At 66.9% G+C, this 26,440-nt stretch carries 20 protein-coding genes; 16 read left to right on the top strand and 4 right to left on the bottom strand.

From position 1 onward, the window contains the following. Positions 1–462: 462 nt before the first annotated feature. Positions 463–831, bottom strand: coding sequence for a hypothetical protein (locus MFF24_RS25380; protein WP_238228762.1), 369 nt, complete (start codon positions 829–831; stop codon positions 463–465). Between the two features lie 963 nt (positions 832–1,794). Between MFF24_RS25380 and MFF24_RS25375 the strand changes: the two genes are divergently transcribed. Continuing rightward, positions 1,795–3,327 (top strand): ammonium transporter, encoded by a 1,533-nt coding sequence (locus MFF24_RS25375; protein ID WP_238228761.1) that lies wholly within the window; start codon positions 1,795–1,797, stop codon positions 3,325–3,327. 85 nt (positions 3,328–3,412) lie between these two features. On the opposite strand, the gene MFF24_RS25370 is transcribed toward MFF24_RS25375, so the two are convergent. After that, complete coding sequence (locus MFF24_RS25370) at positions 3,413–4,411, bottom strand: GlxA family transcriptional regulator (RefSeq protein WP_108943239.1); 999 nt, start codon at positions 4,409–4,411, stop codon at positions 3,413–3,415. A 105-nt stretch (positions 4,412–4,516) separates the two neighbouring features. Between MFF24_RS25370 and MFF24_RS25365 the strand changes: the two genes are divergently transcribed. The 5 genes from MFF24_RS25365 (at position 4,517) to MFF24_RS25345 (ending at position 10,628) form a co-directional block, all read left to right on the top strand. Next, a complete protein-coding gene (locus MFF24_RS25365; protein ID WP_238228760.1) occupies positions 4,517–5,767 on the top strand; it encodes a sarcosine oxidase subunit beta family protein in 1,251 nt (416 codons plus the stop codon). Positions 5,768–5,779: 12 nt separating this feature from the next. Further along, complete coding sequence (locus MFF24_RS25360) at positions 5,780–6,067, top strand: sarcosine oxidase subunit delta (RefSeq protein WP_063988298.1); 288 nt, start codon at positions 5,780–5,782, stop codon at positions 6,065–6,067. Further along, positions 6,064–9,105: a sarcosine oxidase subunit alpha family protein gene (locus MFF24_RS25355; RefSeq protein ID WP_238228759.1), complete on the top strand. Its 3,042-nt coding sequence runs from the start codon at positions 6,064–6,066 to the stop codon at positions 9,103–9,105. The genes MFF24_RS25360 and MFF24_RS25355 overlap by 4 nt, the downstream gene beginning before the upstream one ends. Further along, entirely contained in the window at positions 9,098–9,718 is a 621-nt protein-coding gene (locus tag MFF24_RS25350; protein ID WP_238228758.1) for a sarcosine oxidase subunit gamma, read from the top strand. The genes MFF24_RS25355 and MFF24_RS25350 overlap by 8 nt, the downstream gene beginning before the upstream one ends. A gap of 193 nt (positions 9,719–9,911) precedes the next feature. Beyond that, on the top strand, positions 9,912–10,628 hold the full coding sequence (locus MFF24_RS25345) for a helix-turn-helix domain-containing protein (RefSeq protein ID WP_238228757.1): 717 nt from the start codon (positions 9,912–9,914) through the stop codon (positions 10,626–10,628). Between the two features lie 988 nt (positions 10,629–11,616). On the opposite strand, the gene MFF24_RS25340 is transcribed toward MFF24_RS25345, so the two are convergent. After that, positions 11,617–12,261 carry a helix-turn-helix domain-containing protein gene (locus MFF24_RS25340; protein WP_108943210.1) on the bottom strand — a complete coding sequence of 215 codons (645 nt, stop codon included), beginning with the start codon at positions 12,259–12,261 and terminating at the stop codon, positions 11,617–11,619. Between the two features lie 567 nt (positions 12,262–12,828). Between MFF24_RS25340 and MFF24_RS25335 the strand changes: the two genes are divergently transcribed. The 10 genes from MFF24_RS25335 to MFF24_RS29115 all read left to right on the top strand — a co-directional run bounded on the left by MFF24_RS25335 (position 12,829) and on the right by MFF24_RS29115 (position 22,942). Next, the gene (locus MFF24_RS25335) at positions 12,829–13,404 is read left to right on the top strand and encodes a dimethylamine monooxygenase subunit DmmA family protein (protein ID WP_108943209.1); all 576 of its coding nucleotides are present in this window, start codon (positions 12,829–12,831) and stop codon (positions 13,402–13,404) included. Beyond that, entirely contained in the window at positions 13,401–14,348 is a 948-nt protein-coding gene (locus MFF24_RS25330; protein WP_238228756.1) for a PDR/VanB family oxidoreductase, read from the top strand. Before MFF24_RS25335 ends, MFF24_RS25330 begins: the two co-directional genes overlap by 4 nt. Positions 14,349–14,358: 10 nt before the next feature. Further along, positions 14,359–15,420, top strand: a complete 1,062-nt coding sequence (locus MFF24_RS25325) for a heme-dependent oxidative N-demethylase family protein (RefSeq protein ID WP_108943207.1) — start codon at positions 14,359–14,361, stop codon at positions 15,418–15,420. A gap of 303 nt (positions 15,421–15,723) precedes the next feature. Continuing rightward, the gene (locus tag MFF24_RS25320; protein ID WP_108943275.1) at positions 15,724–16,617 is read left to right on the top strand and encodes a class II glutamine amidotransferase; all 894 of its coding nucleotides are present in this window, start codon (positions 15,724–15,726) and stop codon (positions 16,615–16,617) included. Next, on the top strand, positions 16,617–17,306 hold the full coding sequence (locus MFF24_RS25315) for a GltB/FmdC/FwdC-like GXGXG domain-containing protein (protein WP_238228755.1): 690 nt from the start codon (positions 16,617–16,619) through the stop codon (positions 17,304–17,306). Before MFF24_RS25320 ends, MFF24_RS25315 begins: the two co-directional genes overlap by 1 nt. After that, positions 17,306–18,649 carry an FMN-binding glutamate synthase family protein gene (locus MFF24_RS25310; RefSeq protein ID WP_238228754.1) on the top strand — a complete coding sequence of 448 codons (1,344 nt, stop codon included), beginning with the start codon at positions 17,306–17,308 and terminating at the stop codon, positions 18,647–18,649. The genes MFF24_RS25315 and MFF24_RS25310 overlap by 1 nt, the downstream gene beginning before the upstream one ends. Positions 18,650–18,738: 89 nt before the next feature. Next, positions 18,739–20,037, top strand: coding sequence for a type III glutamate--ammonia ligase (glnT, locus tag MFF24_RS25305; RefSeq protein ID WP_238228753.1), 1,299 nt, complete (start codon positions 18,739–18,741; stop codon positions 20,035–20,037). Positions 20,038–20,330: 293 nt separating this feature from the next. Further along, positions 20,331–20,879, top strand: a complete 549-nt coding sequence (locus MFF24_RS25300) for a formaldehyde-activating enzyme (RefSeq protein WP_238228764.1) — start codon at positions 20,331–20,333, stop codon at positions 20,877–20,879. An 84-nt stretch (positions 20,880–20,963) separates the two neighbouring features. Next, complete coding sequence (locus tag MFF24_RS25295; protein ID WP_108943203.1) at positions 20,964–21,371, top strand: globin domain-containing protein; 408 nt, start codon at positions 20,964–20,966, stop codon at positions 21,369–21,371. Positions 21,372–22,363: 992 nt separating this feature from the next. After that, a complete protein-coding gene (locus tag MFF24_RS29115) occupies positions 22,364–22,942 on the top strand; it encodes a MucR family transcriptional regulator (RefSeq protein ID WP_425543210.1) in 579 nt (192 codons plus the stop codon). A 317-nt stretch (positions 22,943–23,259) separates the two neighbouring features. Here MFF24_RS29115 and MFF24_RS25280 read toward each other — a convergent pair whose 3' ends face one another. After that, complete coding sequence (locus tag MFF24_RS25280; RefSeq protein WP_238228752.1) at positions 23,260–26,424, bottom strand: multidrug efflux RND transporter permease subunit; 3,165 nt, start codon at positions 26,422–26,424, stop codon at positions 23,260–23,262. Between the last annotated feature and the right edge of the window lie 16 nt (positions 26,425–26,440).

The following is a 26,440-nucleotide window of genomic DNA, read 5'->3' as shown; positions in this document are numbered from 1 at the left end:
GTCGAGCCGGATTCGATCTCCTGCGACAGCGCGTCCTGCATGCTGCATGAGCCGCAATCAGCAAGGCTTGATCGGACGCCAAGCCTTCAGCACCGAAAGTGCGGAAGAACCCTTTTTCCACGCCGATACCCACTGTGAACGCTTGATGAGACGAATGCGTGCGCGTCCCTGGTTCCTTCCGCGTCCCGGCGTTCGACGCCCTGTCAGGCTGCCCGGCGGAAACCTTCGCGCGGTCGCCCGATGACGGGACTCTCAAGTCGGCCTTGAAGGTCGTGCGTCCCGAGACGGAACTCGGCGAGATCGATCCCGTCAAGGCATCCCCGGGACACGGCACCCTATCGGAAAACTCGACGCGGCGGAGCGGATCGATCGGGCGCCCGTCCTTCCCGGTCTACGGTGGCAGGATTCGGGAAGCGCCGATACCGAGACGATTTCATCCGGACCGACTCAGGCCCGCCAGCCTCAGCTATCCTGTTCCCTTCTTTGCAGCCCGATGTCCCGCAGCACCTCTTCCCGGCCCTGTTCGCGCGCCGCCGTCATCAAGGCGACGATCTGGTCGGCGGTCGCGCGGAACGTTCCGGTTCCCTCGAACTGTCGGAAGCCGTGGAACATCGCGACCTCCACCATCGCATTCGCGGCGTCGCTTCCGGGGGCAGGCGGAGCGAGAGCCACCCGGCCGGCGTCGCGCGACTGCCGGGCATGGCGCAGACCGTCATAGATGCGCTCGATCAAGACGTGCCCACTCCAATCGTCGGCGATCCTTATGATCGTGGATCCATGATGGATTTCGAATAGATAGGGTGTCGCTCCTGCCTTGTCGTTCATGGTCATTCGTCATTTCGGGTTGGTGTATAGGTACGACGGCTCGAGCACCGCTCTCGTGATCCCAAAGGACCGCCGGAGACCGCGCCTGATCTGGGCACAGCTTCGGCTGCCCGCCGATCGTCTAGGACGGCAGCGCCTCCCGTACAACGCCTCGCTGCAACAGCGACGTCGTGCCTCGTCGTTCCCCCGTCAGCCGATCACCCATCCCAACCAGCAGAACTCGTCAACGATCACCCGCGCCGGCGATCCGGAAGGCCGGGGTGCCGGTCCGCCGACGATGGGCTTGCCGACGCTCGACCGCGTCGAGGACGCCCCCACCGGCATCTCCAGGCGCAGGAGACGCGGAGCCGGGGAGGCCGTCTCTTCTAGCGCCAAGGGCCGTTGGGCATGGGCCTGCGACATCAGCCAGCGCCGCGATGGGAAATGCCGCACGGGTGATGCTCGCGCGTGCAGTGAAGGCTCCAACGGCAAAGGGAGGCCGTGCTCTCGGAAATGCAAATACGGGCTGTTCGGCTGCGCGTGGTTCCGGAACCCTCCTCGCCAACCGCCGGCAGCGCCGGGGACGAGAGGTCAAGACAGGGTCATCAACCTGGATTGCAGAACCAGGTTGGCATCCATGCCGTCAGCACGGCTGTCCTGATGCAATTCGGATCGCCGAACCGAAAGGGTGGGCCCCCGATCGGGCTCCAGAGGAGACCGCCTCCTTCAGGCGCCGGAACAGTGCGGCGGTACCGCGGGACCGCCGTCGCCGACCAAGTTCCGCGCAGCGCATTTCCTCCTGCCGCGTCCCTTTCCAGGCGACAGGCATGCGATCGCGGCTGCCCCATGCCTTTCCGACCCCGTCATACCGCATGAACCAAATGACCTCACCACGCACGGCTCCACTATAGCTGCCCATCCAAGACACATACTGCCGCATTATTGGGCCCATCGAGCGATTTATTTGATCACGGCATAGAGTTCGCCAGCTTGACGATCTCGGATCCAAGCCGGCATCTTCTCATACTGTTCCGCAAGGGAATAAAAATTGCCCATCGGGGGAAGCCCCGTAGTGAAGAGTTGATGCTTCTGACGGAGATGAAGATGCGTAAAGCAGCTTTCACTGCTGCCATGTCATGCGGCCTGCTAAGCCCATCGTCGGCCTTCGCTCAGGATTCACCTGTCGCGACATTGAACGGGGCGGATACGGCCTTCGTCGCAACCTGTTCGCTGTTCGTGATGCTTATGATGCTACCGGGTCTGGCCCTCTTCTACGCGGGCTTGAGTCGCGGCAAGAACGTTCTTTCGGTCCTGACTCAGGTCTTCACTTCCGCCGCCTTGATGTGCGTGCTCTGGACGGTCGCAGGTTACTCGCTCGCGTTCGATGCCACGGGGCCGTTGCAAGCGGTCATCGGCGGCACGTCGAAGCTGTTCCTCTCGGGCGTTGATCAGGCAAGCTTGGTTGGGACCCTGCCGGAGTACTTGTACTTCCTGTTCATGATGCTCTTCGCCGCGATCACGCCGCCCATCATCGTCGGGGCCTTCGCGGAGCGGATCCGCTTTTCCGCGGTCCTGATCTTCATGGCCGTCTGGTTCTTCATCAATTACGTGCCGATGGCGCACATGGCTTGGGGCGGCGGTTGGGTCGCCAAAATGGGTGGGCAGGATTTCGCCGGCGGCAACGTCGTCCACCTGAACGCCGGTCTGGCCGCGCTTGTCGCCGCTTACATGGTCGGGCCGCGGAAGGGCTACGGGTCGACCATGATGGCGCCTCACAACATGACGATGGCCTTCGTCGGGGGCGCCCTGCTGTGGGTCGGCTGGCTCGCCTTCTGCGGCGGCTGCGCCCTCGTCGCGAACGGATTCGCGATGCTGGTCGTGGTCAACACGTTGCTCGGCGGTGCCGCCGGCGCCCTGAGCTGGATGGCAACCGAGTGGCTGCACCGCGGTCGCCCGAGCACCCTTGGCGTCCTGTCCGGCACCATCGCCGGCCTCGTGGCCATCACTCCCGCCTGCGGCTTCGTCAGCCCCATGGGGGCGATCGGTGTCGGCCTGCTGGTGTCGCCCGTGTGCGTGTGGGCGGTCGAGTACCTGAAGCACCGCTTCGGTTACGACGACTCGTTCGACGTGTTCGGCGTGCACGGGGTGGGCGCCATCGTCGGCGGCCTCCTGACCCCGGTCTTCGCGGCACCGCTCCTGGGCGGACCGGGCTACGCCGAAGGCCGCGATCTCGTCTCGCAACTCGGCGTGCAGCTCCTGCTGATCGCGTTCAGCTCCGCGGTCTCGGTCGCGACAACGTTCATCGCCCTTAAGCTGGCCGATCTGGTGGTCGGGCTGCGCGTCAGCGCCGAGGATGAGGTGACCGGTCTCGACCTGACCACTCATGGCGAGCGCGGGTACCGGATCTCCGGCGCCGCGAGCGAGGAGGGCGTGCCGATGCCGCAATCGCCGGACGGAGCGAACCTTCTGCCCGATCCGGCCGCGTCCGGTGCGGTGAACCTGTCGGCGGCCTCCGCGACCTGATCCCTCTGCCGTACTGGAGACCTCGGTGGCTTCCCACCGAGGTCTTATGCCACCGCCGAGACGAGCATCGCGAGCACGCGATGCCTCAGTGCGTCGCGGCTTGGCGCCGCCTGCGCCGCTCCACCCGGGAAAGTTCGTCCGCGCTCGCGAAGCCCGTCGCCGCTGCGATCTCGGAGGCCGAGAGCGCGCTCTCGCGGCGCAGCTGGTGCGCCCGGTTGAGACGCAGGTCGAGGTAATGCCGGTGTAGGCCGCGCCCGAGCAGATCCCGGAACAGCCGCTCCAGCTGCCGCACCGAGACGCGGGCGAGATCCGCCAGGGCTTCGCGGGGAAGCGGGGCTTCGAGGTTGGCCTCCATCGCGGCCAGCGCCCGAAGAAGGCGCGGGTCGCGCACGCCGAAGCGCTGGCGCAAATCCATCCGTTGCGGGCTCAGGCCCTCGCGAATCTGGTTGTGCAGGAACCAGTCGCTGACCCCGGCGGCGAGGCCGGGCCCGTGATCGCGCTCGATCAGGTTCAGCATCAGGTCGAGGGCGGCGATCCCTCCCGAGCAGGTGACCCGATCGCCCTGGATCTCGAACAGCGAGCGGACCACGTCGATCTCAGGGTAACGCTCCTCGAAGGCGGGGACGTGTTCCCAGTGCAGCGTACAGCGCCGCCCGGCGAGCAGGCCGGCGCGGGCGAGAAGGTAGGGCCCGCCCGAGATCCCGCCGATGGTGGCACCGTGCCGGGCGAGGTCGCGCAGCCACGCGAATAGGTCGGGATCGTCGAACGCGGCCGGGTTGCCACCTGCGCAGACGAAGATCCGATCGGCCCTCTGGGCCGCCGATCCGACCTCGACCTCCGTCAGGACGGCGACGCCGCTCGAGGCCCGCACCGCGCCCCCGCCCGGCGCCGCATGCCACCACTCATAAAGCTTATAGCCGGACAGCGTGTTCGCCGCGCGCAGCGGCTCGACGGCGGCCGTGTACGCCATCAAGGGGAAGTCCGGCACGAGGATGAAGCCCACGTTGATGGGGGCAGGTGGCTCGACCCGTGGCGCCTTGCGGCCTGGCTTCGATCGCGCCGCGTCCTGGGATGGGCTGCTCATTTCCGCGCAGTCTGCCGGATAAGTGTCGCAAAATGCAAGGGCGAACGCATCGGCGGGCGGTATTTAGACAACTGCAGACGAACACGACCGGCGACGGGAAACTCCATGCGCTACTCTGTCTTCAGCGTGCTGGGCCAGGCGCTCCGCGGCCAGCGGGACTGGGGCCCGCAATGGCGCGACGCCGCCCCGCAGGAGGCCTACGACGTGGTGATCGTCGGCGGCGGCGGGCACGGGCTCGCGACCGCCTACTACCTCGCCAAGGAACACGGGATCTCCCGCGTCGCGGTGCTCGAGAAGAGCCACGTCGGCTCCGGCAATGTCGGGCGCAACACCACCATCGTGCGCTCGAACTACGGCCTGCCCGGCAACATCCCGTTCTACGAGCGCTCGATGAAGCTCTGGGAGGGGCTGGAGCAGGACATCAACTACAACGCCATGGTCAGCCAGCGCGGCGTGCTGAACCTGTACCACTCGGACGCCCAGCGCGACGCCTACGCCCGCCGCGGCAACGCCATGCGGCTCGCCGGCATCGACGCGGAGCTCCTGGATCGCGAGGGCGTGCGGGCGATGGTCCCGTTCATCGACTTCGACAACGCGCGCTTCCCCGTGAAAGGCGGCCTGCTCCAGCGCCGTGGCGGCACCGTGCGCCACGACGCGGTGGCCTGGGGCTATGCCCGCGCGGCCGACGCGCGCGGCGTCGACATCGTCCAGAACTGCGCCGTCACCGGCATCCGCCGCGAGAACGGACGCGTCACCGGCGTCGAGACCAGCCGCGGCTTCATCCGCGCGAACAAGGTGGCTTTATCGGTCGCCGGCTCGTCATCGCTGCTCGCCGGCATGGTCGACATGCGCCTGCCGATCGAGAGCCACGTCTTGCAGGCTTTCGTCAGCGAGGGCGTGAAGCCCCTGATCGACTGCGTCATGACGTTCGGGGCCGGCCACTTCTACGTCAGCCAGTCGGACAAGGGCGGCCTCGTCTTCGGCGGCGACATCGACGGCTACAATTCGTACGCGAGCCGCGGCAACCTCCACACCATCGAGGACGTGATGGAGGGCGGCATGGCGCTCTGGCCCGGCCTCGGCCGCCTGCGGCTGCTGCGCCACTGGGGCGGCATCATGGACATGTCGATGGACGGCTCCCCCATCATCGACCGCACCGAAATCGGCGGCCTCTATCTCAATGCCGGCTGGTGCTACGGCGGCTTCAAGGCGACGCCGGCGGCGGGCTTCTGCTTCGCCCACCTGATCGCCCGCGACGAACCGCACGCGGATGCGAGCGCCTACCGCCTCGACCGCTTCGCCACGGGCCATCTCATCGACGAGAAGGGCATGGGCGCCCAGCCGAACCTGCACTGAGGAGCGAGTCAGATGCGCATCCGATGCCCGCATTGCGGCGAACGCGACAACGGCGAGTTCAGCTACTTGGGCGACGCCGCGCCGGTCCGCCCCGACGGATTGGCTGTCGAAGCCGCCGCCATGCACGATTACGTGTACCTGCGCGACAACCTGGCCGGCGAGATCCGCGAGCTCTGGTACCACGCCGCCGGATGCCGAGGCTGGCTCGTCGTGACCCGCGACACACGCACCCACGCCATCAGCGACGTCTCGCCTGCCCGCGACGCGGCGCTGGCCCGCCGCAAGGGAGAGGCCGCATGACCACCATCACGCTTCGCCGCGCCGAGAACGGGGCCGGTGCCGCCCCCGCGACGCCGGGTCGTGCCGAGGTCTTCCGCACGGTCACCGGCGGCCTGATTGATCGTCGTCAGCCGCTCGGCTTCAGCTTCGACGGGCGCGCCTACACCGGCTTCCAAGGCGACACCCTGGCCTCGGCGCTCCTGGCCAACGGCGTGCGCCTCGTCGGACGTTCCTTCAAGTACCACCGGCCCCGCGGCATCCTTTCCGCGGGCTCGGAGGAGCCGAACGCCCTGGTCGAGCTGCGCTCGGGCGCCCGGCGCGAGCCGAACACCCGGGCGACGGTGGCCGAACTCTACGACGGGCTCGAGGCGCAGAGTCAAAATCGTTGGCCCACGCTGGCGGTGGACGCACTCTCGGTCAACGCGCTGCTCAGCCCCGTCTTCGCCGCGGGCTTCTACTACAAGACCTTCATGTGGCCGGCCTCCTTCTGGGAGAAGCTCTATGAACCGATGATCCGCCGCGCGGCGGGTCTCGGTCGGGCGGCGACGGGGGCCGATCCCGACGATTACGACAAGGTCTACGCCCATTGCGACGTGCTCGTCATCGGCGGCGGCCCGGCGGGCCTCGCGGCCGCGCTCGCCGCCGGCCGCACGGGCGCCCGCGTGATCGTGGTGGATGAGGATCACCGGCTCGGCGGCCGCCTGCTGTCCGAGCGGCGCGAGATCAACCTGGGATCCGGCGTGAACTGGGTCAACGAAGCCGTCGCCGAACTGCGGAGCCTGCCCGAGGTCACGGTCCTGAGTCGAACGACCTTGTTCGGCGTCTACGACCATGGCGCCTACGGCGCCGTCGAACGGGTCAGCGACCACTTGGCGGTCCCTCCGGCTCACACCCCGCGCCAGCGCTTGTGGCGGATCACGGCCCGGCGAGCGGTGCTGGCGGCCGGCGCCATCGAGCGTCCCCAAGTCTTCGGAGGCAACGACCGGCCCGGCGTGATGCTGGCCGGTGCCGTACGCGCCTACCTCAACCGCTACGGCGTGCTGCCGGGCAAGCGCGTGGCGATCTTCACGTCGGGCGACGACGGTTGGCGCACCGTCACGGACGTCGCGGCCGCCGGCGGCCAAGTCGTCGCGGTCATTGACACGCGCTCCTCCATCGCACCGAGCCTGCACCGGGAGGCCGAGGCCGCGGGCGCGCGGGTGATCACCGACGGTTACGTGGCGGGCACCAAGGGCCGGCTGGCGCTCCAGGCCATCGACGTCGTCGACAGATACGGCAGCCATGAAACCATCGCCTGTGATTGCCTGGCCATGGCGAACGGCTGGAACCCCGTGGTCCACCTCGACTCGCACCTGTCCCGGCGTCCCGTCTGGTCGGAGGAAATCTCAGCGTTCGTGCCCGGCACGCTGCCATCCGGAATGACCGCCGCGGGCGCGGCAGCCGGCCGGCTGACCCTTGCCGATTGCCTGGAAACCGGGGCGACGGCAGGGACTGAAGCAGCGTCCGCATGCGGATTTACCGCGAGGCCTTCCGAGCCGCTCAGAACCGACCCCGAGAGCCACGCACACGAGCCCATGTGGCGGGTGCCGCGGCCGAAGGGCAAGGCGTTCGTCGATTTCCAGAACGACGTGGCGGCCGCGGACGTCGAGCTCGCCCACCGGGAAGGCTTCCGGGCGGTCGAGCATCTGAAGCGTTACACCACGCTCGGCATGGCGACCGACCAGGGCAAGACCTCGAACATGGCCGGGCTCAGCATCATGGCCGAGCTGACGGGACAGGCGATTCCGAGCGTCGGCACCACCGTGTTCCGCCCGCCCTTCACGCCGGTCGCCATCGGCGCGTTCGCCGGCCACCATCGCGGCAAGGACTTCCGGGCAACCCGTCACGTGCCCTCGCACGCCTGGTGCGAGGAGCAGGGCGCGGTCTTCGTCGAAACCGGCCTGTGGCTGCGCCCGGCCTACTTCCCGAAGGCCGGCGAAACCGACTGGCTCGAGACCGTCAAACGAGAGGTGAACACCGTCCGATACCGGGTGGGAGTCTGCGATGTCACCACCCTCGGCAAGATCGACATCCAGGGCCCCGACGCGCTGGCCTTCATTGAGCGGGTCTGCGCCAATCCGTTCGGATCGTTGCCGGTCGGCAGGGCCCGTTACGCGGTGCTGCTGCGCGAGGACGGCCTCATCATGGATGACGGCACGATCGCGCGGATGGCGGAGTCGCATTACGTGATGACGGCCTCGACGGCGAACGCCGCGAAGGTGATGCAGCACCTCGAGTTCTGCCGCCAGTGGCTCTGGCCGGAACTCGATGTTCAGATCGCCTCGGTCAGCGAGCAATGGGCGCAATACGCGGTGGCCGGCCCCCGTGCCCGCGACACCCTGCGGGGCGTCGTGGATGCCGGCTTCGACATCGGCAACGAAGCCGTCCCGTTCCTGGCCTGCCTCGAGGTCACCGTCGGCGGCGGGATCCCGGCGCGGCTTTTCCGAATCTCGTTCTCGGGCGAGCTCGCCTACGAGCTGGCGGTGCCGGCGGCCTACGGGGACGCGGCGTGGCGGGCGATCATGCAGGCGGGATCGGCCCACGGCATCACCGCCTACGGCTCGGAAGCGCTCTCGGTGATGCGCATCGAGAAGGGACACGCGGCCGGACCTGAGATCAACGGGCAGACGACCGCGCGTGATCTCGGCCTCGGAGGCATGCTCGCCAAGAAGAAGGACTATGTTGGCCGCCTCATGAAGGACCGGCCGGCATTGACCGACCCCGACCGGCCGATGCTCGTCGGCTTCCGCCCGGTCGATCCGAGCGAGCGTCTCCGCGCCGGCGCTCACTTCCTCGCGCTCGACGCCACTCCGAGCCTCGAGGCGGACCAGGGCGCCATGACCTCTGTCGCCTACTCTCCCAGTCTCGGTCACTGGATCGGGATCGGCCTGATCCGGCGCGGCCCCGAGCGTCATGGCGAGCGCGTGCGCGCCTATGATCCGGTCCGCGGCGGCGACGTGGTGGTCGAGATCTGTTCGCCCGCCTTCGTGGACCCGAACGAGGAGAAGCTGCGTGTCTGAGATTATGACGAGCGCGTGGGCTCCCCGCAGCGCCTGGCCCGCCAGCCCGCGTTCCGGCCGCCATGGCCGCTTGCAAGGCGAACCCGGCCTACGCCTGACCTTCCGGGACGGTCTCGGTCTTGCCACCATCGTCGCGGCCGACGGTCAGGAGGAGACGCTCCGCGCGATCCTTGCCGAACGCCGCGGCTGGCGCCTGCCCGAGGCTGGCGCGGCCGCGCTGACGGGCGAGCGCGGCCTCGTCTGGTCGGCGCCGAGCCAATGGCTCGCCGTGGACGAGTCGCCGGACACCCTGCGCGACCTGCCAGAGGTCCTGAGGGGCGTGGCGGCGGTGACGGACCAGAGCGACGGGCGCGCGATCGTGCGCGTGTCGGGCGCGAATGCGCGGGCAGCCCTCGCCAAGGGGGTGACGATCGACCTGCACCCGCGCACCTTCCGGACCGGGCGGACGGCGGTGACGAGCATCGCGCATATCGGGGCGCAGTTCTGGCAGCGGGACGAGGCACCGACCTACGACATCGCGGTGGCGCGCAGTTTCGCGGGCAGCTTCTGGGCCTGGCTCGGCGAGGCCGCCGCCGAGTTCGGGTACGAGGTCAGCCGTACGCGGTCAGCCTAGCGACGGAGAGACGGCCTGTCGTGTCGGACGGGGCCGAGCCCGTCATGCCGACGTCCGACGCCTCAGGCGCCGACGGCGTCGCGTTTGACCTTTCAAACGGTCGCTGCGGCGTAGCCGGTCGGTATCGTTCCAAAGGCGCCGAGGACACCGAGGCGATCGCCGAGTCTGCTCAGACAGCACGGAGGCGGACCACATGGCACAGGTCACGAAGTTTCCCGTCTCGCTCGCCGATCGCGGAAAGGTCGGCGTCGACACCGCGGTCGCAGGGTCCCAACCCGCCGGACTTCCGGCCGGCTCCGATCTCGCGACCGTATCGAGTGCGCCTCAGGAGTGCGCGAAGACCCTGGAGAAGGCGCTCGGGCATCAAGTGCGCCTCCTGCGACGCGAGCGCGACCTCTCCGCCGCCGAACTGGGAAGGGCCGCTGGCATCTCGCTCGGAATGATCTCGAAAATCGAGAACGGCCAGATCTCCCCCTCTCTCTCGACCATCAGCGGCATCGCGAATGCCCTGAACGTGCCGTTCACATCGCTCTTCTCGACGTTCGAGGAAAAGCGAGACTGCTCCTACGTGAAGAACGGCCAAGGACTCATCATTGATCGAGGCGGAACGAAGGTCGGCCACGTCTACGAACTCCTGGGAGCGTCCCTGGGAGGGGATCTCGCTGTTGAGCCCTACCTGATCAGTCTCGAGGACGATGCCACGCCCTATCCCAATTTTCGGCACGCGGGCATCGAGTTCATCTACATGTTGAGCGGCGAAGTTGTGTATCGGCATTTGAATCATGATTACCATCTGTCGCCGGGGGACTCGCTGATGTTCGACTCGGCCGGGCTCCACGGACCTGTCCAACTCGTTCGCACGCCGGTGACGTACGTCACGGTGATCATCTACCCGCGTCAGCCAAGGTGAGCCGCGGCACGGCGGACCAATCCCGGGGTACGGCGGGGCAAACGCGGCAGCCAGTCGCAACCGCTTCGCCCGAGCCGCTCGGCCCGCCTGCGCGTCGGGTGGGCGTCGAGTTCCCCGGCCCGTCCGCGTCGGCCTGAAGGCTCATCACCGACGGCTGGGACGCTGCCGGGCGAACGCAGGCTCCGCGAGCGATCCATCCACGCTTGGAACGCCTACCGGCGACGCACGCAACAACTAGCCTTGCGAGAGGTTGCCGCGGCGCAGGGAGGCGAGGGGGCTCTGCCAAGGCTGCGACCGGGAGCGATCAGCACACTCCTTTCGAGGTGACGCGGATCTGTCGACGGAACGGGCCGGGACCGGCTCGGCTTCCAGGAGAGTAGAGGCCGGCGCGGTATCCGTTACCCAGGGTACGCCGACGCATTGGACGGGATGGTTTCGGTTCGCGGCGGATGTCGTCACCGAGGGACGGCGACGGTCGCTTCCGGCGCATCTCACGCAACGAAAAAGCTTCGCCGGCTTGGACCGGCGAAGCTAAGTCCTTGGGAGAAACCATGATCGAGGGCCCGCCCGCACCGGGAGCGTCGATCACACAAAGAAACTATCGTGCTTGTCAGGAAATGCAAGACTGATTTCGCGACCGGCCGCCATATGGCCGTTCAAGCGGACCGTCGTCGCGGAGAACTTCGACCTTCGGCGACGCGGGTTCCACCGCTGCCAGGCACGCGTGATGAATGCCGGGTAACGGCCCGATGTCGGGGCTACCGCCATCGAAGGGGCTTCAGGGACGCCGCGGGCGTACGCCCTACCTCCGCCGGCGACTTGTCCGCCGGGGCGCAGGATGGACATGACGCTCGTTCGTCATCGGAATCGATCGCAGCCGGGCTCCGGCCGCGGGCCGCGATCAGACCTCATCTCAGGCGGCGCGGTTTCTGAGCCCCCGACGGAATGCCATCCACGTCGGCACCTCCGATCGTACGGCAGGCGGGGTTTAGGGCCTGGGGAAAGCGATGATCGAGAGATAGGTCATCGGCGTCTTGAGGAGTTTGGCCGGCCCGTGCATCGCCTGCGCATCGAACATCAGCGAGTCACCAGGCTTCAGGTGATAATCCTGGTCGGCGTGACGATAGCTGACCTCGCCGGTGAGCATGTAGATGAACTCGATGCCGCCGTGACGGAAACCCGTGTAAGATTCCGCATCCCCCTCCAACGTGATCAGGTAGGGCTCGAGCACGATCTCGCCTCGCAGGCCCGCACCGAGCAACTCGTAGATGTGGCCGACCTTGGTGCCTCGCCGCTCGATCACCACTCCCTGACCACGCTTCACGTAGGAGCAGTCACGGCTCTCCTCGAAGGCCGCGAACAAGGCGGTGATCGGCACGTTCAGCGCGCTCGCCACCGCGTTGATCGATCCGAGCGAGGGCGAGATCTGACCATTCTCCATTTTCGAAATCATGCCGGGCGAAATGCCTGCCGCCGCTCCGAGATCGGAAACCGAGAGGTCGCGCTCGCGCCGCAGCGCCCGGATCTGGTGACCGAGCGCGCGTTCCAAAGTCCGCTTCTCGTCGACGGGCGCATTCGAGGCCGTGTTCAGCGGGCGGTCCTGATGATCGTGTTCGGATGCTCGCCTCTTCATTGTCAGGAAACCGCTCGCCTCGATACCGCCGGACCGATCGAATCCTCGGAGGCGCCAGCAGGCGGCGCAACCGGCCTCCGCGCGGCACCACGAACTTCATCTTCGCTCACCGCTCGAAGGTTGGCTACCTGTCGAAGCGGCCGGATGACGGTCGTCGCCGGCCGGCAAAAGCAAGCCGCGAGACTGCAAGATAAGTGCACTCGACCACATTGGATGACGCGGGCTCAAATCCGGCGCTCAAATCTGTGGCAACTGCCGAAAAAGCCGCCATCTGTCTAAACCGTGCGCAAAGACTCAGTTTTGTTGCAGAGCAACATCGAATCGCCAGTTGACATCCGATTTCCCTTAGAGAAAACATCATTCGCCGAGGGAAGGCCGCGAAAGGTCCTGCCGGCACGATGTTGCTGAATTCCGGTCGGTTGGCAACGTCTCGGACCTGTCCCGGGCCTTCGGCGGGGGAGGGCGATCCCGGTCCGGCACTTCGGATTCCGCGGCGTGAGCGGCCCTGTGCGGGCATCGGTCGCATGCGGTGTCGAAGCATCGCTTTACTGCTTGGGGACCTGAGGCATGAGTGATCAGGGGATAAAGAGCCGGCCTATTTACGAACAGCTCCGGATCGACCCGTCGGGCTTACGCCACCTGCTGGTTGCCGATGCCCCGTCCTACCCGATCGAGCCGCTGGTGGCCGAGGCGGCGGAACTGGAGGTTTGGACCGTCGTCCCTCGCGACAGCGAGGGCGTCATCGGAGCGTTCGCGCAGGAGGGTCGACGCAACTTCCGCTCGTCGCAGCACCTGCTCGAACGCCTCGCCCATCGTCTCGACAACGAGCATATGGGCCTCCGCTTGTACGCGGCTGGCCGCGAGGCCTTCCTGTGGGACGTGTACGGTGCCGCCCAGCGTGCCGGCATGGGCAAGCAGGAGGTCTTCCTCTCCCACCACGGCTCCAAGGCTCGCCGCGTACACTGTGTGCATTGCAGGACCTTCAACGATGGGGTGTCCACGACCATCGTGCGCTGCGACGGATGTGGCGCCCATCTCTTCGTCCGCGATCATTTCTCGCGGCGGCTCTCAGCCTTCATGGGCGTGAAGGTCGACGCAGAGGTTCCCGGTGACGTTCCTCCCGCAGAGCAGGCCTATCTATGATCTTGGAAGGCAACCTGTCGGCGCGCGTGGTCGACGTCGAGAGTATCAGCCCGACGCTCAAGCGCTTCCGCTTCGCCCCGGAAGGGCGGGATGAGTTTCCGACGGCCGCGCCGGGCGCGCACGTCCTGATCACCCTCCGAGGCCCGGATCGGGTTTGGAAGAACTCCTACTCCCTGGTCACGACGCCGGACCAGCGCGACCAGTACGCGATCATCGTTCGGCGGGTGAAAGAATCTCGCGGCGGATCCCACTTCCTCCACGACGTCATAAAAGGCGGTGAGACCGTCGAAATTAGCGCTCCGGCGAGCTTGTTTCCGATCGCGTCCCTTGCACGCAGGCATATCCTGATCGGCGGGGGCATCGGGCTCACCCCGTTCCTCTCCTACATGCCGGTCCTGAGGTCTCGCGACGCCGACTTCGAACTTCATCAGTTCTGCTCGGAAGAGGAGGTGAGCATCTTCGAGGGCCTCCTCGGCAACTACGGCGAAGGCTTCAGCGTGCATGGTCCGCAATCGCCGACCGGTCTCGGGGACATCCTCTCCGGTCAGCCTCTCGGGACCCACGTCTACACCTGCGGGCCGGAGGGCCTGATGGACGCGGTGACGAGAACCGCTCGTCAACTTGGCTTTCCCGAGAGCGCCATCCATCAGGAGAGCTTCGGCGCCACGCGCGGCGGTGAACCTTTCGTGGTTCGATTGGCGCAATCCCAAAAGACCATCCATGTCGGCGAGACGCAGTCGCTCCTCGAGGCGCTGGAGGGTGCCGGGCTGGAGGCGCCGTGCCTATGCCGCGGCGGTGCGTGTGGGGTGTGCCTCCTGCCGGTCATCGATGGCGAGCCCGAGCATCGGGATCATGTTCTCTCCGACGCGGAAAAGGCCGAAGGACGCCTGATCGCCACCTGCGTCTCGCGCGCCAAGTCCGGCTCTCTCGTGCTGGATTTCTGAGGAGGTCACGATGGGCATTCAGTTCAAACCGGCAGAAACCTTCCGCGACGATTTCTCGTACAAGAACAGCGACGCGGCCGTACTGCGCTTTCCCTTCCCGTTTACGGAAGACAAGTACATGTACTCCGTGAACATCGAACCGCACGTGAAGGGCGGTGGAAGTCCGACGTTCGAGCATGCGTTCGACGTCGACGAGCATTACATCGCCGAGTGCCACGAGCGCGCGCTCGTCTTAGAAGCGGATCCGAAGCGCTGCCAAGTGCTGCCCCACATGATGCCTGCTCAGTGGGACACCCTCGAGCTCATCATGCAGAGCCTGGCTGCCGATTATCCCGAACACTTCTCCCTAACGCGCGATGGCTCGAACTGGCACTGGGTCAACCGGCCGCTCAACATCGATCAAGCGTTCGTCTTCGGCGATGCCAGCACCTTGCCGTGTGAGCCGTTCGAGTACATCACCAGACAAGCCCAGGGCGATTTCACGCTCCAAGACCAGCGGGACAACAACCTCTATGTCGATGGCGGCATGGTCACCTGCCAGGCGGACTGGTCGCTCGAGTTCGACATCGGCATGAGCTTCCACGAATGGCATGGTCCCGTACCCCTGGCGCATGATATCGGCGTGTTCGACCGCGCGCTGCAGTTCTTGCTTCGGCTTCAGTACGGCCACCCCGTGCGCCGCCTGAATTGGACGATGACGATCAATCCGCGGATGGACACGTCGCCGGAGAACTATCCGGATTGGGGGCCGGACCGGACGACCGTCACGGCCGAGAACGTGGCGCGGAAGGTCCACCTCCGGGTCGAACTGCAAACCCTGTTCCGCCTACCTCGCTCCAACGCGGTCCTGTTCGGGATCCGCTGCTACTTGATCAGCCTACAGGACATCGAGCGTGTCGAGAAATGGCGCAAGCGGCTCCACAGGGTGCTCCGCACGCTCCCGCCGGAACTGGCGGAGTACAAGGGCCTGACCCGGTACCAGGATCTCATCCTATCCCGTCTCGCCGCAAGCGACGACGGGGCGCCGCTCTCTCTCGGCATCCAGCCTGACCAGTCAACGCTGCCGGCCTGAACCCGGAACCCGAAGGGGCCGCGGGCGGGCTCGCCGCCGAGCGGCCCTCCACATCCGCCGTGCTCGGCGATCGCGATCCCAGCCCGGTCCTCACCTCCGCGGGGACGGTCGCTCCGTGGTTCCCGGATCGGCCGACCACCTTCCGTTCGGGAACCCGCACGGGAGCGCGATCCGGGTGTTTGCCCGCACGTGAGTTCCCAATCGGCATCGTTTCGTAGCAGGAAAATTTTGTGATCCTTAGTTGACGGAACTTCAGCAGTATGCGAGCAGTATGCAGCGCCGCTGATGAACCGGGGAATGGCGATGTGTGGTATTGTTGGTTTGTTTCTCAAGAATCCGAAGCTTGAACCGCAGCTCGGATCTCTATTGTCGAGTATGCTTGAGACGATGACCGACCGGGGTCCGGACAGCGCTGGCTTCGCGGTCTACGGCTCGGACGCTGCGGGCGTGAAGCTGACCTTGCGCGGTCCGGACCAAGCTGCCCTGGGCAAGGCGATCGCCGGGCTCGAGGAGGTCTTCGGGCGCACCTTCACCAAGACCGAACGCGATACCCACACCGTGCTGTCGGTGCCCGCCGAGCGCGAGGATAAGATTCGCGTCTGGCTCAAGGACAACGCCCCCGGCATCGACGTGGTGAGCTCGGGCCGGCGCATGGAGATCTACAAGGAAGTCGGCCTGCCGGCCTCCGTCGCCGAGCGATTCGATCTGTCCGGCATGGCGGGCAGCCACGGGATCGGCCACACCCGCATGGCCACCGAGAGCGCGGTGACCACCAACGGCGCCCACCCGTTCTCCACCGGCACCGACGAGTGCCTCGTCCACAACGGCTCGCTGTCGAACCACAACGACATGCGCCGTCGTTTGGAGCGCGAGGGCCTGAGCTTCGCCACCAAGAACGACACCGAGGTCGCCGCCGGCTATCTGAGCTGGCGCATGCGCGAGGGCGCGTCCCTCAAGGAGGCGCTTGAATCGAGCCTGACCGATCTCGACGGCTTCTTCACCTTCGTGGTCGGCACCGAGAACGGCTTCGCCGTCGTGCGCGACCCCATCGCCTGCAAGCCCGCCGTGATGGCCGAGACCGACGACTACGTCGCCTTCGGCTCCGAGTACCGCGCCCTGGTCGGCCTGCCCGGCATCGACAAGGCCCGGGTGTTCGAACCCGAGCCGGCCAAGGTCTATGCCTGGGAGCGTCACTGATGCCGAACTTTGATCTGAACCGCTCGCCCCTGCGCGAGCTGAACCGGGCGCTCCACGCCCTGCGGCCCGACACTAACGAGACCCACTGGACCGTCACCGGTCCGGACGGGCGCCACGCCATCGCCGCGGGGCTCGACGCGCCGGTGACCGTCGAGATCGAGGGCAATGTCGGCTATTATTGCGCCGGCATGAACAAGCACGCGAGCGTCGTCGTCAACGGCAACGCTGGCGTCGGTGTCGCCGAGAACATGATCTCGGGCTTCGTCCACGTGCGGGGCGATGCCAGCCAGTCGGCCGGCGCCACGGCGCATGGCGGCCTCCTCGTCATCGACGGCAATGCGGGCGCCCGCTGCGGCATCTCGATGAAGGGCGTCGACATCGTCGTGAAGGGCTCGATCGGCCACATGTCGGCCTTCATGGCCCAGGCCGGCACCCTCACGGTGCTCGGGGATGCCGGCGAGGCGCTGGGCGACTCGCTCTACGAGGCGAGGCTGTTCGTGCGCGGCTCGGTCAAAAGCCTCGGCGCCGACTGCGTCGAGAAGGAGATGCGCGACGAGCATCGCGAGCTCCTCTACGCCAAGCTGAAGCTGGCCGGTCTCGCGGGCGAGATCGATCCGTCCGAATTCCGCCGCTACGGCTCGGCCCGCACCCTCTACCACTTCCACGTCGACAACGCCGGAGCCTACTGATGGCCGAGCATAAGGACTCGCGCGGGACCCCGCGCACCAAGCCGCGCCTGTCGGCGACCTTCACCCCCGACGTGATGTCCGAGATCCGCCGCGCGGCGGCGACCGGCATCTACGACATCCGCGGCGCCGGCGCGAAGCGCGCGCTGCCCCATTTCGACGACCTGCTGTTCCTCGGCGCCTCGATCAGCCGCTACCCGCTGGAGGGCTACCGCGAGCGCTGCGGCACCGAGGTGGTGCTGGGCTCCCGCTTCGCCTCGAAACCGATCCACCTGAAGACGCCGGTCACCATCGCCGGCATGAGCTTCGGCTCGCTCTCGGCCAACGCCAAGGAGGCGCTCGGGCGCGGCGCGACGCTGGCCGGCACCTCGACCACGACAGGCGACGGCGGCATGACGCCGGAGGAGCGCGGCCACTCCAAGACGCTAGTCTACCAGTACCTGCCGTCGCGCTACGGCATGAACCCGGACGACCTGCGCAAGGCCGACGCCATCGAGGTCGTCATCGGCCAGGGCGCAAAGCCCGGCGGCGGCGGCATGCTGCTCGGCCAGAAGATCACCGAGCGCGTCGCCGGCATGCGCTGCCTGCCGCCCGGCGTCGATCAGCGCTCCGCCTGCCGCCACCCGGACTGGACCGGGCCGGACGACCTCGAGATCAAGATCGAGGAGCTGCGCGAGATCACCGACTGGGAGAAGCCGATCTACGTCAAGGTCGGCGCCTCGCGCCCCTATTACGACACCGCGCTCGCGGCGAAGTCGGGCGCCGACGTGGTGGTGCTCGACGGCATGCAGGGCGGCACCGCCGCGACCCAGGACGTGTTCATCGAGCATGTCGGCATCCCGACGCTCGCCGCGATCCGCCCTGCCGTGCAGGCGCTCCAGGATCTGGGTCTCCACCGCAAGGTGCAGCTCGTGGTCTCGGGCGGCATCCGCTCGGGCGCCGACGTGGCCAAGGTGCTGGCGCTCGGCGCCGACGCGGTCGCCATCGGCACCGCCGCCCTGATCGCGCTCGGCGACAACGATCCGCGCTGGCAGGCGGAGTACGAGGCGCTCGGCACCACGGCCGGCGCCTACGACGACTGGCACGAGGGCAAGGATCCGGCCGGCATCACCACGCAGGACCCGGAGCTGATGAAGCGCCTCGATCCGGAGCTCGCGGGACGGCGGCTCGCCAACTACCTCGCGGTGATGACGCTGGAAGCCCAGACCATCGCCCGGGCCTGCGGCAAGAGCCACCTGCACAACCTCGAACCCGAGGATCTGGTGGCGCTCACCATCGAGGCCGCGGCCATGGCGCAGGTGCCGCTCGCCGGCACCGGCTGGATCCCTGGCAAGACGGGCATCTGAGAAAGCACGGGCCATCTCCGCACGGAGATGGCCCTTTTTCGTTGTCGGGAAATAACAAGTAACCGATCGACTTCCGGGAGGATTTGGCGATGACGCTCGATCTCGAAACGGCCGCCAAGGAGCGCGGCATCAAGTATTTCCTCGTCTCCTACACCGACCTGTTCGGCACCCAGCGCGCCAAGCTGGTGCCGGCCGCGGCCATCAAGAGCACATGCAAGAACGGCGCGGGCTTCGCCGGCTTCGCCACCTGGCTCGACATGAGCCCGGCCGATGCCGACCTCCTCGCTGTGCCGGATCCGGACGGCCTGATCCAATTGCCGTGGAAGCCGGAGGTCGGCTGGCTGCCCGCGGATCTCGTCATGGACGGCAAGCCGGTCGAGCAGGGCCCGCGCAACATCCTCAAGCGCCTGATCAAGGAGGCGGCCCGCGAGGGGCTGCAGATGAAGACCGGCGTCGAGTGCGAGTTCTTCCTGATCACGCCCTGCGGCTCGGAACCCGCCGACATGGCCGACAAGCAGATGAAGCCCTGCTACGACCAGTCCGCCCTGATGCGCCGCTACGATGTGATCACCGAGATCTGCGACGCGATGCTGGCTCTCGGCTGGAAGCCCTACCAGAACGACCACGAGGACGCGAACGGCCAGTTCGAGATGAACTGGGACTACGACGACGCGCTGGTCACCGCCGACCGGCACGCCTTCTTCAAGTACATGACCCGCTCGATCGCCGAGAAGCACGGGCTTCGCGCGACCTTCATGCCCAAGCCCTTCATGGACCTGACGGGCTCGGGCTGCCACGCCCACGTCTCGCTCTGGCGCGACGGGGAGAACGTCTTCGCCGACCGCTCCGACGAGATCGGCATGTCGCAGCTCGGCTACCACTTCATCGGCGGCCTGATCCACTCGGCCGACGCGTTGGCGGCGATCACCAACCCGTGCGTGAACTCCTACAAGCGCATCAACGCGCCGCGTACGACCTCGGGCGCGACCTGGGCGCCCAACACCGTGACCTATACGGGCAACAACCGCACCCACATGATCCGCATCCCCGACGGCGGACGCTTCGAGTTCCGCCTCGCGGACGGGGCGGCCAACCCCTACCTGCTCCAGGCGGGTATCCTCGCCGCCGGTCTCGATGGAATGCGCAACAAGCGCGATCCGGGGAAACGCCTCGACATCAACATGTACACCGACGGGCATACGGTCGAGGGCGTGAAGCAGCTGCCGCTGAACATGCTCGACGCGATGCGCGCGCTGGACCGTTGCGACGTGCTGAACGACGCGTTCGGTTCGTTCGTTCCGAGCTACCTCAAGCTGAAGCAAGAGGAGTGGAACGCCTATTGCCGCCACCTGACCCAGTGGGAGCGCGACACCACGCTCGATTGCTGATGAGCGGATAGCCGCGGCGTCCGACCCCTTCCCGAAGCCCCAAGGCATCCCCGCCCCTCGCGGGAGCACCGGCCAAGGGGAGGGTGCTCTGTTGAGCCGCCGTAATGCGTCGGTAGAGCTCCGGCCTCGCGGAGGGGCATGGACGAGCTCGGTTGTGACGCTGGCTGGTCGAGATGCCGTGCAGCGCCGATCACCAGCACTCATATTTAGAGTTTCCTGAAATGCATGATCGAACCTACGACGACGCGCCGGAGGACCATGTCCGGCAGAGAACTCATCCCGTGCCCTCGAAAATGCACCAGCGTATCGTCCTTCGCTCCGGCGAGGCTCTCGTCGCGGGCGGCCCCCCCAACACCGCGTCCGAGCCCGAGGTCATCATCGGTGAGCTGGACGGGCCGGTCGGCACCGCGCTCGCCACGCTGACCGGCGATCAGGTCGTCGGCCACAGCCGCGTCTTCGCGCTCCTGAACACCGACATCATGGTCCGCCCCGTGACGCTGTGCGTGTCCAAGGTGAGCGTGACCGAGAACAAGTACACCTCGATCCTGATGGGCACGGTGCAGTACGCCATCGCCAACGGCGTGCTCGACGCGGTGCGCGCCGGCTACATCCCCAAGGAGAAGGCCAACGATCTCGGCATCATCTGCTCGGTCTGGCTCAGCCCCGGCGTGATCCAGGCCGAGAACGTCGACCACAAGGCGCTGTTCGAGATCCAGCGCAAGGGCATGACCGAGGCGATCCGCAAGGCCATGACCAACGAGCCGTCGATCGACTGGCTCCTCGAGAACCAGGACAAGATAACTCACAAGTATTACAAGATGGGCCTTGAGGGAAAGCTTTGAAATAATCGCTTCGAGGTATGAAACGCAGCTCCCATCCGATACTTGCCGCCCTCCTTGGAAGTGAAGTCATCCGGAGTAGGGCCGATGCGTAGTCTTTACGAACGAATCGGCGAAGATTCACTTCGCATTCTGATCGAAAATTTCTACGATGAGATCGAAAGAAATCCCGCTGCTGAAGCCTTGCATCTTCTCCATATCCGCGGCCATGGAGTTCAACATTCAAGGATCGAACAGTTCAACTTCCTATCGGGCTTTTTTGGCGGCCCGAAGCTCTATGTCGAGAAGTTTGGACATTCGAATCTAAAGAAGATTCATGAACACATAGATATCGATACCCCGCTGCGCGAGCTGTGGCTCGAATGCATGTCTCGTGCGATCGAGCGGACGAACCTGTCCTCGGACACCGCCACGGAGATCATGAGCTTCCTCACGAAGGCGGCGAGGACCATCGGAACGGACAACCCCGACCACCCCGTGTCGCGGAACAGATAACTCGCAACCAGCGGAGCAAGTCGCCATGCTGTCTCGCCCATCGCCGCCCCGCAGCGACGCCGAAGACAGACACAGGGTCATATCTGAGCTCCTGACGCGCACTGCCGCGGCAGAGCAACTCGACGAAGACCTGTGGGCCATGATCGTCACGCGTTCCTTCGGTCATCCGGACCCGGCGATTCGGTGGCTGGAAGAAGATGAGTTGCGCCTGCTCGGCGGCTTGGATGCGTGCCTTGCCCTGATCCGTGCGAACCTGCCGGGCTGGCGGGTCCGACTGGTTTGCAACGGCAAGGCGCGGCCTCGAGCCTCTTGCGACCGGTGGGGCCATTGGCCTGGACCTTCGGAGGGGGCGACCGAAGGACTTGCCCTTTGCGCGGCGCTCCTTCGAGGGCTGCTCTCGGAGGTGGAGGCAAGCCTTGGGAGCACGGCGCCGGCGCAGCGCCGGACCACGGCGCTCATGAGATCGCTCCGTCACTACGGCCGCGCGGGATCTTGGAAGCTGTTCCGCCCCTGGCCGCTCATCACGGGAGGGAGGGGCACGGCCTAAGGTCCGTCGCATGGCGCCCGCCGGCGGTCGTCAATAGCTCCGATTGGGTTGCCTCAGGCCGATCGAGACGGCCTGCGTCGACCGTCGCCGGTTCTTCGCGTCCCCTGGCGGCACGGAATGGTTTTCGACGCAGGTGCGTGTCACCCCGGAAGGACCATCGCTCCCGAAAGCCTTCCCGGTGCTGATAGGACGGCCCGAGGCCCACGCCATTCCGGCGCTAAGCGCGCATCGTTCTGCCGTCGGAAGCATTCGCTTCCGCACCTCGGCCCTCCGGTCGTCATCGCTGACGCCGGCTGACACGAGGAGCCCGAAGCCGGGTTCGCGACGGGGCCAGCCCGTCCGGTTCTCCCGCGAAAAGTTGGCCACTTCCGTATCGCGAGGACAGGTCATCGAAGCATTTCGTCGGAGTTCGATCTCAGCTCTTGATCGTTTGGAGGGTTAGACATTGGTTGACGAAACTGGCTCGTCCGTCGAAACGACCGACCGCCTCGATCTCACCGCAATGATTGCTGCGGCCTATGTCAGCAACAGCACGTTGCCGCCCGCCGAATTGCCGCGGTTGGTCGCCGACGTGCACCGCGCGCTGCTCGCTTGCGATCGCGCCGGGGCCGTTAGCCAATCTGACGCCAACGTCGAGTTCATGAAGCCGACGCCTGCGCAGATCAAAAACTCTATCACCCCCAATGGCCTGATATCGTTCATCGACGGCAAGGCTTACGCGATGCTGAAGCGGCACTTGGGCAAGAACGGCCTCGACGCATCCGGCTACCGCGCGTTACGGCCTCCCTGCAGACTATCCCATGACTTCCCCGAATTACTCAGCGCAACGGTCGGCACTGTCTCGGGCGAGCGGGCTCGGGAAGCTCATCCGTCGCCGCGAACCGGGTTCGGAGACGGTCGAGTAAGGGCTCACGAGGCCGACCCGCATCGAAAGCGACGCGACAAACGCTCACGAAGGCGGCCCGTGCCGTCCGATCGTTACGCGGCAACCGCTCCATCGGCGGCCGTCTCTCGTCCGGCTTGATGAGTCACACGCTTCCCGGGCCGGCGACAGTGAAGATCCCGCCCGCTCCGGCAACTCGATTTGGCTAACCGGCCCCGCCCGCCGCATCGGGCATCAGGCCATCCGCGGACTTCGGCGACGGGCTCACGCTGCCGATGAGGAACCGTGCATCTGTCCAAGCCCGCGCTTGCACCGTCGCTGCCGCCGCCGCCGAGGTAGCCCGTCGATGCTCTCTTCGGCGGAAGGCAAGCCCGGCGCCAAGCCGACGAGCGGCTCACGAGCGACGCCGGGACGTCCCGCTGCGGCGACCGTGCCGACAACGGCGGCCCGGCGGCTTTTCATCGGACGGGGCAGGGCGTCCGAGTTTCAGGATCCGGCACAGCCAACCCTTCGGCGGGCTCGCACACGGCGCGGCGCCTCCGGAAGGTCCGTGCGATCAGCACGTAGAAGAGCGGCGTGACGAACACGGCCAGCACCGTGGCCGTGATCATGCCGCCGAGCACGCCGGTGCCGATGGCCCGCTGGCTGTTCATGCTGGCGCCCGTGGCGATGGCGAGTGGTACCACGCCGAGAATGAAGGCGAAGGAGGTCATGACGATCGGCCGGAAGCGCAGCTCGCAGGCCTCCAGCGCCGCCTCCGGCACGGAGCGGCCCTGCGCCACGAGCTCCTTGGCCACCTCGATGATGAGGATGGCGTTCTTCGCCGTGAGGCCGATCACCGTGATCAAGCCGACCTTGAAGTAGACGTCGTTCGGCATGTCGCGCAGCAGCATGGCGAAGACCGCACCGACGACGCCCGTCGGCACCACGAGCAGCACGGCGAGCGGGATCGACCAGCTCTCGTAGAGCGCGGCGAGGCATAGGAACACGCAGAACAGCGCCAGCGCCAGCAGGTAAACCGCTTGGGAGCCGGAGAGCTTCTCCTGCAGCGACTGCCCGGTCCAGGCATAGTCGAAGCCTACGGGCAATTGGCCGGCAAGGCGCTCCATCTCGGCCATGGCGTCGCCGCTGGCGTAGCTCGGCGCGGCGCTGCCGGAGATCTTGATGCTCGGGTAGCCGTTGAAGCCGACGACCTGCGACGGACCCATGGTCCACTCGACCCGGGCGAAGGATTGCAGCGGCACCATCTGGCCCGACGCGTTGCGCACGTGCAGGTCGAGCAGATCCTCGGCCTTCATCCGACGCCCGGCCTCGGCCTGCACGATCACCCGCTGCATGCGCGCTTGGTTCGGGAAGTCGTTGACGTAGGCCGAGCCCAAGCTCGTCGAGAGCGCGTCGTTGATGTCGGCGAAGGTGACGCCGAGCGCGTTCGCCTTCTGCCGGTCGAGGGTCAGCTCGATCTGCGGCGCGGTCGGCAGGCCCTCGACGTAGACGCCCTGTAGGACCGGGCTCTGGTTCGCGGCCTTCAGCAACTGGTCGCGGGCAGCGGCCAGCGCCGCGTAGCCCTGCTGCGCCTTGTCCTGCAGGCGGAAGGCGAAGCCGCTCGAATTGCCGAGCGCCTCGATGGCCGGCGGCGACAGCGACATGGCGATGGCGTCGGGCAAGCCGCCGAGCACCGCGTTGGCCCGGGCGCTGAGGTCGTCGGCACCGTCACCGGCGCCCCGCTCCTTCCAGTCCTTCAGGGTCACGAAGGTGATGGCCGCGTTCTGCCCCTGGCCAGAGAAGCCATAGCCCAGCAGCGTGACGCGGGCCGCCACGGCCGGCTCGGCACCGAAATGCCCCTCGATCCGCTTCGCCACGTCGAGGGTGCGACCCGTCGCCGATTCCGGCGGGGTCTGCGCATCGACGATGACGTAGCCCTGGTCCTCGATGGGGAGGAAGCTCGAGGGCATGCGCAGATAGCCCCAACCCAGCGCCGCCACGAGCGCGGCGTAGACGAGGAGCGACCGCACGGGACGGCGCAGCATCCCGGCGACGCCGGACCGGTAGGCCAGCGTGCCGGCCTGGAAGCGGCGGTTGAACCAGCCGAAGAAGCCGCCCTTGGCATGGCCGTGCCCGGCCTCGACGGGCTTGAGCAGCGTGGCGCAGAGCGCCGGCGTGAGCGAGAGCGCCAGGAAGGCCGAGAAGGCGATCGAGGTCGCCATGCTGACGGCGAACTGGCGGTAGATCACGCCGACCGAGCCGGGGAAGAAAGCGAGCGGCACGAACACGGCCACCAGCACCGAGGTGATGCCGATGATGGCGCCCGTGATCTGACCCATCGCCTTGCGGGTCGCCTCTCTGGGCGAGAGGCCTTCCTCGGCCATGATGCGCTCGACGTTCTCGACGACGACGATGGCGTCGTCGACGAGGATGCCGATGGCCAGCACCATGCCGAACATCGTCAGCACGTTGATGGAGAAGCCCGCCACCAACAGGGCGCCGCAGGTGCCGAGCAGCGCCACCGGCACCACGATGGTGGGGATGATGGTGTAGCGGATGTTCTGCAGGAACAGGAACATCACTGCGAAGACCAGCGCCATCGCCTCGGCGAGCGTCATCAGCACCTTCTTGATCGACACTTCGACGAAGGGCGTGGTGTCGTAGGGCACCGTGACGCTGACATTGGCGGGCAGCGTCTTCGAGAGCTGGGCGATCTTGGCCTTCACCCCGGTGGCGGCGGCGAGCGCATTGCCGCCGGGCGCGAGCTGGATGCCGATGCCGGCGGCCGGGCGGCCGTCGAGGCGGGTCTGCATCGTGTAGGACTGGCCGCCGAGTTCGACCTCGGCCACGTCGCGCAGGCGCACCAGCGAACCGTCGGGGTTGGCGCGCAGCACGATTTCCTCGAACTCGGCGACCGTGGTCAGCTGCCCCTTCACCAGCACGCTGGCGGCGATGCGTTGCCCCTCCCGGGCCGGCTGCGCGCCGACGAGGCCGGAGGCGACCTGCGCGTTCTGCGCACCCACCGCCGCCGTCACGTCGCCGGGCGTCAGGTTGAAGCCGACGAGCTTCATCGGGTCGATCCAGATGCGCAGCGCCTTCTCCGACGAGAACAGGGTGGCGCGCCCGACGCCCGGCACGCGCCGCAGCTCGCCGAGCAGGCGGCGCGCGGCGAGGTCGCCGAGATCGCTCTCGCTCAGGGAGCCGTCGCGGGAGGAGACGACGACGAACTGGAGGAAGCTGGTGCTCGCCTCCTCGACGATGACGCCCTGCTGCGTCACGGCGCGCGGCAGACGCGCCTCGATGCGCTTGATCCGGTTCTGCACCGCGACGGTGGCCTTCGACGGATCGGAGCCCGGCGCGAAAGAGGCCATGATCTGGGCCTGCCCCGAGGTGTCGCTGGTGGACTCGAAGTACATCAGCCCCGGGATGCCGTTGAGCTCCTCCTCGATGATGCGGGTGACGCCATCGTAGAGCCGCTCGGGCGGGGCACCCGGGTAGGTGGCCGTGACCTGGATCGTGACGGGAGCCACGTCCGGGTATTGCGAGACCGGCAGGAAGGCGATCGAGATCGCGCCCACCAGCATGATAAAGATGGAGATCGCCCAGGCGAAGATCGGGCGCTCGATGAAGAAGCGGGTCATGGCGGGCCTCGTCCTA

The sequence above is a fragment of the Methylorubrum aminovorans genome (assembly GCF_022179725.1).
In the GTDB taxonomy this organism is placed as follows: Bacteria; Pseudomonadota; Alphaproteobacteria; order Rhizobiales; family Beijerinckiaceae; genus Methylobacterium; species Methylobacterium aminovorans.
This window is presented reverse-complemented; position numbering and strand designations above follow the sequence as displayed.